This is a genomic window from Variovorax sp. P4_D9 (assembly GCF_056401695.1).
The window spans coordinates 1-7,668 of sequence record NZ_JBFUIU010000438.1 but is presented as its reverse complement, the minus strand read 5'-3'; the positions used below and the strand labels follow the sequence as shown (position 1 = coordinate 7,668).

General features: G+C 67.7%; 10 protein-coding genes. 9 read left to right on the top strand and 1 reads right to left on the bottom strand.

From position 1 onward, the window contains the following. Positions 1-116 precede the first annotated feature (116 nt). Genes AC1DY5_RS34285 through AC1DY5_RS34245 form a run of 9 tightly spaced genes read left to right on the top strand, consistent with a single transcriptional unit; the run spans position 117 to position 7,382 of the window. Positions 117-1,070, top strand: coding sequence for a carbohydrate ABC transporter permease (locus AC1DY5_RS34285; protein WP_478118776.1), 954 nt, complete (start codon positions 117-119; stop codon positions 1,068-1,070). Between the two features lie 9 nt (positions 1,071-1,079). Continuing rightward, a complete protein-coding gene (locus tag AC1DY5_RS34280) occupies positions 1,080-2,036 on the top strand; it encodes a carbohydrate ABC transporter permease (RefSeq protein ID WP_478118775.1) in 957 nt (318 codons plus the stop codon). Positions 2,037-2,050: 14 nt separating this feature from the next. Beyond that, positions 2,051-2,257 (top strand): hypothetical protein, encoded by a 207-nt coding sequence (locus AC1DY5_RS34275; RefSeq protein ID WP_478118773.1) that lies wholly within the window; start codon positions 2,051-2,053, stop codon positions 2,255-2,257. A gap of 3 nt (positions 2,258-2,260) precedes the next feature. Further along, on the top strand, positions 2,261-3,382 hold the full coding sequence (locus AC1DY5_RS34270) for an ABC transporter ATP-binding protein (protein WP_478118772.1): 1,122 nt from the start codon (positions 2,261-2,263) through the stop codon (positions 3,380-3,382). Next, positions 3,375-4,403, top strand: a complete 1,029-nt coding sequence (locus tag AC1DY5_RS34265; protein ID WP_478118771.1) for an ABC transporter ATP-binding protein — start codon at positions 3,375-3,377, stop codon at positions 4,401-4,403. The genes AC1DY5_RS34270 and AC1DY5_RS34265 overlap by 8 nt, the downstream gene beginning before the upstream one ends. Positions 4,404-4,428: 25 nt before the next feature. Continuing rightward, the gene (gene dhaL / locus AC1DY5_RS34260) at positions 4,429-5,049 is read left to right on the top strand and encodes a dihydroxyacetone kinase subunit DhaL (protein WP_478118769.1); all 621 of its coding nucleotides are present in this window, start codon (positions 4,429-4,431) and stop codon (positions 5,047-5,049) included. Between the two features lie 9 nt (positions 5,050-5,058). After that, positions 5,059-6,048 (top strand): dihydroxyacetone kinase subunit DhaK, encoded by a 990-nt coding sequence (gene dhaK, locus AC1DY5_RS34255; RefSeq protein WP_478118767.1) that lies wholly within the window; start codon positions 5,059-5,061, stop codon positions 6,046-6,048. A 54-nt stretch (positions 6,049-6,102) separates the two neighbouring features. Continuing rightward, a complete protein-coding gene (xth, locus tag AC1DY5_RS34250; protein ID WP_478118765.1) occupies positions 6,103-6,882 on the top strand; it encodes an exodeoxyribonuclease III in 780 nt (259 codons plus the stop codon). Next, positions 6,879-7,382 (top strand): hypothetical protein, encoded by a 504-nt coding sequence (locus AC1DY5_RS34245; RefSeq protein WP_478118764.1) that lies wholly within the window; start codon positions 6,879-6,881, stop codon positions 7,380-7,382. Before xth ends, AC1DY5_RS34245 begins: the two co-directional genes overlap by 4 nt. 9 nt (positions 7,383-7,391) lie before the next feature. On the opposite strand, the gene AC1DY5_RS34240 is transcribed toward AC1DY5_RS34245, so the two are convergent. After that, positions 7,392-7,668: helix-turn-helix domain-containing protein (locus AC1DY5_RS34240; RefSeq protein ID WP_478118762.1), on the bottom strand; the 277-nt coding region annotated here is incomplete at its 5' end.

Below are 7,668 nucleotides of genomic sequence, written 5' to 3'. Positions count from 1 at the left end.
CAAGGGCACCGCGAAGGAGGCACTCGATGCGCTGGTGGTCGACTGGAAGAAGGTCTTCAAGGACGACGGCAAGTCGAAGTAGGCGCCCTCCTTCGGCACCCACCCAACGTTCGCCGATGCAAAACCCGGCCGTCATCGTCGTCCGCGCCGCCCAGGCCACGCCGCCCGGCGTGGCGGTGCGGATGCGCGGCCTCTCCGACCGCACGATCGCATGGCTGTTCGTCGGCCCGACGATGCTGCTGCTGCTGGCGATCAACATCTTCCCGCTGATCTGGACCATCAAGCTGTCGTTCACCAACTACCGCGCCAACCGGCCGAACGCGGCGGTGGTCGACGTCGGCATCGACAACTACGTGTCGGTGCTGACCGACCCCGACATCTGGCTGGCGATGCAGGCCACCGCCCACTTCCTGTTCTGGACCATCTTCCTGCAGGTGCTGATCGGCTTCTCGCTGGCCTACCTGATCGACCGCAAGTTCCGTGGCCACGGCTTCTGGACCACGATGATCCTGATCCCGATGATGCTGTCGCCCGCGGTGGTCGGCAACTTCTGGGCCTTCCTCTACCAGCCGCAGACCGGGCTGTTCAACTACGCGGTGGCGTACCTCTCGGGCGTTCCCGCGTCGTCGTTTGAGATGATCGGCTCGGTCAAGCTCGCGCCCTGGGCGATCATCATCGTCGACACCTGGATGTGGACACCCTACGTGATGCTGATCTGCCTCGCCGGGCTGCGCTCGATCCCCGACTACATCTACGAGGCGGCTGAAGTCGACCGGGCCTCGAAGTGGCGCCAGTTCTGGTCGATCACGCTGCCGATGGTGCTGCCCTTCATCATGCTGGCGGTGCTGTTCCGCGGCATCGAGAACTTCAAGATGTTCGACATGGTCAACCTGCTGACCTCGGGCGGGCCCGGCTCGGCGACCGAACTTGCGTCGATCACCCTCAAGCGCGAGGCCTTCGAGAAATGGCGCACCGGCTATTCGTCGGCGTTCGCGATCATCCTTTTCGTGGCGGTGTTCGGACTGGCGAACATCTACGTCAAGGCGCTCAACCACGTGAAGAACCGCTGAGGCAGCATCATGAGCACCGGCATCAGCACCGCGCACTCCGTCGTCGAACCGAGTTCACGCACCCGGGCCTTCGCGGGCGCCATCGTGGTCTTGTACGCCCTGGTCACGATGATTCCGCTGGCCTGGATCATCCTGACCGGCTTCAAGACGCCGCCCGATTCGATCAGCTATCCGCCGAAGCTGCTGTTCACGCCCTCGCCGCAGGGCTACTGCAACCTCTTCACTACGCGCTCGCGCCAGACGCCCGAATACATCGCCGCGCTGCCGCCGCCGAGCGCCGTCTGCGACAAGGTGGCGCGCGACGACAACATGGTGGTGGCCGGCCGGTCGAACTACATCCCGCGCTTCGTCAACTCGCTGATCATCGCCTTCGGCTCGACCGTACTGTCGGTCGGCATCGGCGTGATGGCGGCCTACGCCTTCTCGCGCTTCGACGTGCCGTTGAAGGACGACCTGCTGTTCTTCATCCTGTCGACGCGGATGATGCCGCCGATCGCGGTGGCGATTCCGATCTACTTGATGTATCGCGAGCTGGGCCTGTCCGACACCCGGCTCGGCATGATCCTGCTCTACAGCGCGGTCAACGTGTCGCTCGCGGTGTGGCTGCTCAAGGGCTTCATCGACGAGATCCCGCGCGAATACGAAGAGGCGGCGATGGTCGACGGCTACACGCGGCTGCAGGCCTTCCGCAAGGTGGTGCTGCCGCAGGCCACCACCGGCATCGTCGCCACCTCGATCTTCTGCCTGATCTTCGCCTGGAACGAATACGCCTTCGCGGTGCTGCTGACCTCGGGCACGGCGCAGACCGCGCCGCCCTTCATTCCGATCATCATCGGCGAAGGCGGCCAGGACTGGCCCGCGGTCGCGGCCGGCACCACGCTATTCCTGATCCCGATCCTGGTGTTCACGATCCTGCTGCGCAAGCACCTGCTGCGCGGCATCACCTTCGGCGCCGTGCGCAAGTAGGAGTGATTTCAGCCATGCCGACCGCCCTGCCCCCGACCGCTGCGCGCCGCTGGCCGCGCTGGCTGCGCCGCGGACCGATGGAGATTGTCGCCTGTCTCGTGATCACCGCGGGTCTCGTGATGATGCTGCAGCCGCTGGCGATGAGCCTGTTCACCTGGTCGTTCCTGACCACCCTGTTCGGCACCGCGCTGTTCATGGTGGTCTCCAAGTTTCCCGCCTGAGCCATGGCTGAGATCCGCGTCCACCAGCTGCACAAGGCCTTCGCCGACTTCACCGCGGTGAAGAACTCGAGCTTCGCCGTGCGCGACGGCGAGTTCTTCTGCCTGCTCGGCCCCTCGGGCTGCGGCAAGACCACCACGCTGCGGATGATCGCCGGGCTCGAGCTGCCGACCTCGGGCCAGATCTTCCTCGGCGGCGAGGATGTCAGCTTCAAGCGCGCATCGGCACGCGACATCGCCTTCGTGTTCCAGATGTTCGCGCTCTATCCGCACATGAACGTGCGGCGCAACATCGCCTTCCCGCTCGTCTCGCAGGGCATGGCGCGCGCCGAGATCGGCCGCCAGGTCGAGCAGGCGGCACGCACGCTGCGCATCATGCACCTGCTCGACAAGCCGGTGTCGCAGCTGTCGAGCGGCGACCGGCAGCGCGTCGCGCTTGGCCGCGCCATCGTGCGCCAGCCGCTGGCCTTCCTGATGGACGAGCCGCTCGGCGCACTCGACGCCGAGTTCCGCGAAGTGATGTGCCAGGAGCTGCGCGCGCTGCACGACCGGCTGCACGCCACCACCGTCTACGTGACGCACGACCAGATGGAGGCGATGGCGATGGCCGACGTGATCGCGATCATGAACGACGGAGTGATCGAGCAACTCGGCGCGCCGCTCGAGGTGTACGAGCGGCCGGCCAGCGTCTTCGTGGCCGACTTCATCGGCGCGCCGTCGATGAACTTCCTGCCCTTCGAAGGGGGCCTGGCGAACGGCGGGCAGGCGATCCGGATCGGCGATGCGCCGGTGGCCGTGCCGGCCCTGCGCGAGGACCTCGCGCCACGCGCACTGCTGTGCGGCGTGCGGCCCGAACACGTGCGCTTCGATGCCGCATCCGCATTGCGCGCCGAAGTGCTCGCCACGGAGTACCTTGGCACCAGCACCGTCGTGACCTTGGCCACCGCGCAGGGCGCGACGCTGCGCGCCAAGGTCGACGTCGCGCTGCCGGTGACGCGCGGCGACCATGTCGGGCTGGCTTTCGATGCCTCGGCGATCTCGCTGTTCGATGCAACGTCGGGCCGTGCGCTGCGCACCGCCCGCGACGAGGCGCCGCAGCGGGCCCGGCAGGGAGCGCGCCATGGCTGAGCTCCGCCTCGCGAACATCGGCAAGCGCTTCGGCGCGGTGCAGGCGGTCGACGGCCTGAGCCTGGACATGCCGAGCGGCGAATTCTTCGTGCTGCTCGGACCGAGCGGCGCCGGCAAGACCACCACGCTGCGCCTGGTGGCCGGCCTCGAACGGCCGGATGCGGGCCGCGTATCGATCGGCGGGCGCGACGTGACCAGCCTGGCGCCGGCGCTGCGCGACGTGGCCTTCGTGTTCCAGCAGTATTCGCTCTATCCGCACCTGAGCGTCTACGACAACCTGGCCTTCCCGCTGCGTTCGCCGCTGCGTCCGGTCCCCGAGACCGAGGTGCGCCGCAAGGTCGAGGAAGTGGCGCGCATGCTGCGCATCCACGACAAGCTCAAGAACCCCGCGACCCGGCTCTCGGGCGGCCAGATGCAGCGCGTGGCGATCGGCCGCGCGCTGGTGCGTAGCCCGTCGCTCTACCTGATGGACGAGCCGCTGTCCTCGCTCGATGCCAAGCTGCGCAACGACCTGCGGCTCGAACTAAAGCGCATCCAGCAGGACCTCGGCGCCACCCTGCTGTACGTGACGCACGACCAGATCGAGGCCATGACGATGGCCACCCGCATCGGCGTGCTCGACGCCGGCGCGCTGGTGCAGGTCGGCACGCCGCAGCAGATCTACGAGAACCCGAGCAGCGCCCACGTGGCCTCGCGACTCGGCTCGCCGCGCATCAACCTGTTTGCGCGCGTGCTGGTTCCGGCGCTCGACGCACCGCCTCATGCGACGACCGTCGGCGCGCGTGCAGAGCACCTGCGGCTGCATCGCCAGGCGGCAGCCACTGCGCACCGCCCGGCCAGGGTCCGGCGCATCGAGCGACTGAGCGACCTGCACCTGGTGCACGTCGTTCTCGACGACAGCGAGCAGGAGCTGATCGTCTCGGCGCCGGCGAGCGAGAGCTTCGAGCCGAACGACGCGGTGCAGGTCGAGCTGACCCGCCCGCTCTGGTTCGATGCCGAGGGCCGGCGCATCGGCGCCTGAACAGGCACACATCACGGGAACACACATGGCCGACATCGAACTGATCCGCAACGCAACCCAGACGCTGATCGACCACGTTGAAGAGCTGACCGCGCTCGACCAGGCCATCGGCGACGGCGACCACGGCCTGAACATGCGGCGCGGCGCGCTGGCCATCCAGGCCAAGCTCGACGAACTGGCCGACCAGTCGCTCAACCAGGCGCTGCGCACGATGGGCATGACCTGCATGTCGACCATCGGCGGCTCCTCCGGTCCGGTGTTCGGCACCCTGATGGTTACGCTCGGCAAGGAACTTCCCGACTCGCCCACGGCGAGCAGCATGGCCAGCGCGCTCGACGCGGGCATCAAGGCGCTGACCCGGCTGGGCAAGGCCGAGGTCGGCCAGAAGACCCTGCTCGACGTGCTCGACCCGGTGCAGAAGGTGCTTGCCGAAGGCGGCTGCGACCTGGCCGGCCGGGTCCGCGAGTGCGCCTTCGCGAGCGCCGACGCCACCGCCGCGATGGATGCCATCAAGGGCCGCGCGTCCTTCCTCGGCGGGCGGGCGCTGGGCCACGTCGACCCGGGCTCGCGCTCGGTGGCATTGATCATCGGCGCGATCTGCGACAGCCTGCAATCGCCCGCCCGACCGACTTCCCTTTCCGCCTGAAAGCGCACCATGAAGAAACTCATCAACGAGGTCGATTCCCTGCTGTCCGAATCCCTGGACGGCTTCGCAGCCGCGCACGCCGACATCGTGACCCTCGGCGAGGCCGGCCAGTTCGTGCGCCGGCGCGCACCGAAGCCCGGCAAGGTCGCGCTGATCTCGGGCGGCGGCTCGGGGCACGAGCCGCTGCACACCGGCTTCGTCGGCCACGGCATGCTCGATGCGGCCTGTCCGGGCCAGGTGTTCACCTCGCCCACGCCCGACCAGATGCTGGCCGCAGCGCAGGCCGTGGACAGCGGCGCCGGCGTGCTGTTCATCGTCAAGAACTATTCCGGCGACATGATGAATTTTCAGATGGCCGCCGAGATGGTCGACTGCGACAACGCGACGGTGATCGTCAACGACGACGTCGCGGTCGAGAACTCGACCTACACGACCGGCCGCCGCGGCGTCGCCGGCACCCTGATCGTCGAGAAGATCGTCGGCGCCGCGGCCGAGCGCGGCGACAGCCTGGCGGCGCTCAAGGCGCTCGGGGATTCGGTCAACAAGGCCACGGCGTCGATGGGTGTCGCGCTCAGCTCGTGCACCGTGCCGGCGGCCGGCAAGCCGACCTTCCAGATCGGTCCGGAGGAGATGGAGATGGGCGTCGGCATCCACGGCGAGCCCGGCCGGCGCCGGGTCAAGCTGGCGTCGGCCGACGACATCGCAGCGGAACTCAGCGGCGCAATCCTCAAGGACCTCTCGCTCAAGGCCGGCCAGGAGGTGCTGCTGCTCGTCAACGGCTTTGGCGGCACTCCGCTGATGGAGCTGTACCTGATGGTGCATGCGGTGCGCAGGGTGCTCGACGGCCACCGGCTCAAGGTCGCGCGCCATCTGACGGGCTCCTACGTGACCTCGCTCGAAATGGCGGGCTGCTCGGTCACCGTGAGCGCGATGGATGCCGCGACCCTGGCGTTGTGGGACGCACCGGTGCATACGGCGGCGCTGCGCTGGGGGATGTAATCGGGGCTCCCGGCAGCTAAAGTCCTAGGAAATCATCCTGGACTTTCCCCCTTCATGAAAATTGCCACCTGGAACGTCAACTCCCTCACCGCCCGCCTCCAGCACGTGCTGGACTGGCTGATCGCCAACCCGGTCGACGTCCTGTGCCTACAGGAACTCAAGCTGACCGACGACAAGTTCCCCCTGGAGGTGCTCAAGTCGGCCGGCTACGATGCAGCGGTGTTCGGACAGAAAACCTACAACGGCGTCGCGATCCTGAGCTTGGCACCCGTGCGCGACGTGCTGAAGAACATCGGCGGCTTCGCCGATGAGCATTCGCGCGTGATCAGTGCGACCATCGACACACCGGCCGGCGAACTGCGCATCGTCAACGGCTACTTCGTCAATGGCCAGGCGCCCGGCACCGACAAGTTTGCCTACAAGATGAAGTGGCTGGAAGGCCTGTGCGACTGGCTCAGGCAGGAACTGGCCAGCCACCCGAATCTCGTGCTTCTCGGCGACTTCAACGTGGCGCCCGAAGACCGCGACAGCTACGACCCGGTCGGGCTCGCCGAGACCATCCACCACACGACCCAGGAACGGGAGCACTTCAAGGCACTGCTCCAGCTCGGCCTGACCGACAGCTTCCGCCTGTTCGACCAGCCCCCGAAGAGCTACTCCTGGTGGGACTACCGYATGCTCGGCTACCAGAAGAACCGCGGGCTGCGCATCGACCATATCCTGGTGAGCGAGCCGCTGGTGCCGCGCGTCAAGAGCTGCATGATTGACCGGGTGCCGCGCAAGTGGGAAAAGCCGAGCGACCATGCACCCGTGATCCTGGAGCTCGACCCATGAAAGACACCGCACTGCTGCTGGGCCTGGCCGCTGCGCTCGCACTCGGCGGCTGCGGGGCGCTGAAGCCGGACGCCAGGCAGGACGCCGCCTCCGGGGCTGCGCGGAGCACCGGTGACGGGACCTCGGCCGGGGCGCCTGCCGAGCACCAGATCACGGTCCAAACGCCGGCGGTGCGTGCCTACCGCAAGTTCGGCGCCGCCGCCATCTACAAGAAGTATCCGCAGCGCATCTACAAGGGCAAGATTCCGCCGCTGGTGTACGCCGTGGTCGTCACCGAGACCGACATCGATGCCGACGGCCGCGTCATCGCCGTGCACTTCAGCCGGACGCCCAGTCATGCGCCGGAAGTCAGCGGCATGATCGCCGAGCTGATCAAGGGCGCATCGCCGCTGCCGAGCCCGGGCAAGATCGGCGCCCACACCTATGTCGACACCTGGCTGTGGGACAAGAGCGGCCAGTTCCAGCTCGACACGCTGACCCTCGGCCAGCGCAACCGCTAGGCCCCGCGGCTATTCGAGGCCCAGCTCCTGGATCTTCCGCGTGATCGTATTGCGGCCGATGCCGAGCTTCTGGGCCGCCTCGATGCGGCGGCCGCGCGTGCTGGCCAGCGCCGTCAGGATCAGCCGAGACTCGAAGCGGCGCGACAAGGCATCCCAGACGTCGGTGCGGCCCTCGGCGAGCATGGCCTGCGCCTCGAGCTCCAGGCCACTCTCCCACGCCAATGGCGGCACGGCCGCAGCCGGAGCCGCCGACGCGGCTGCCGGAACGATCGGTGTGGCAGCCAGC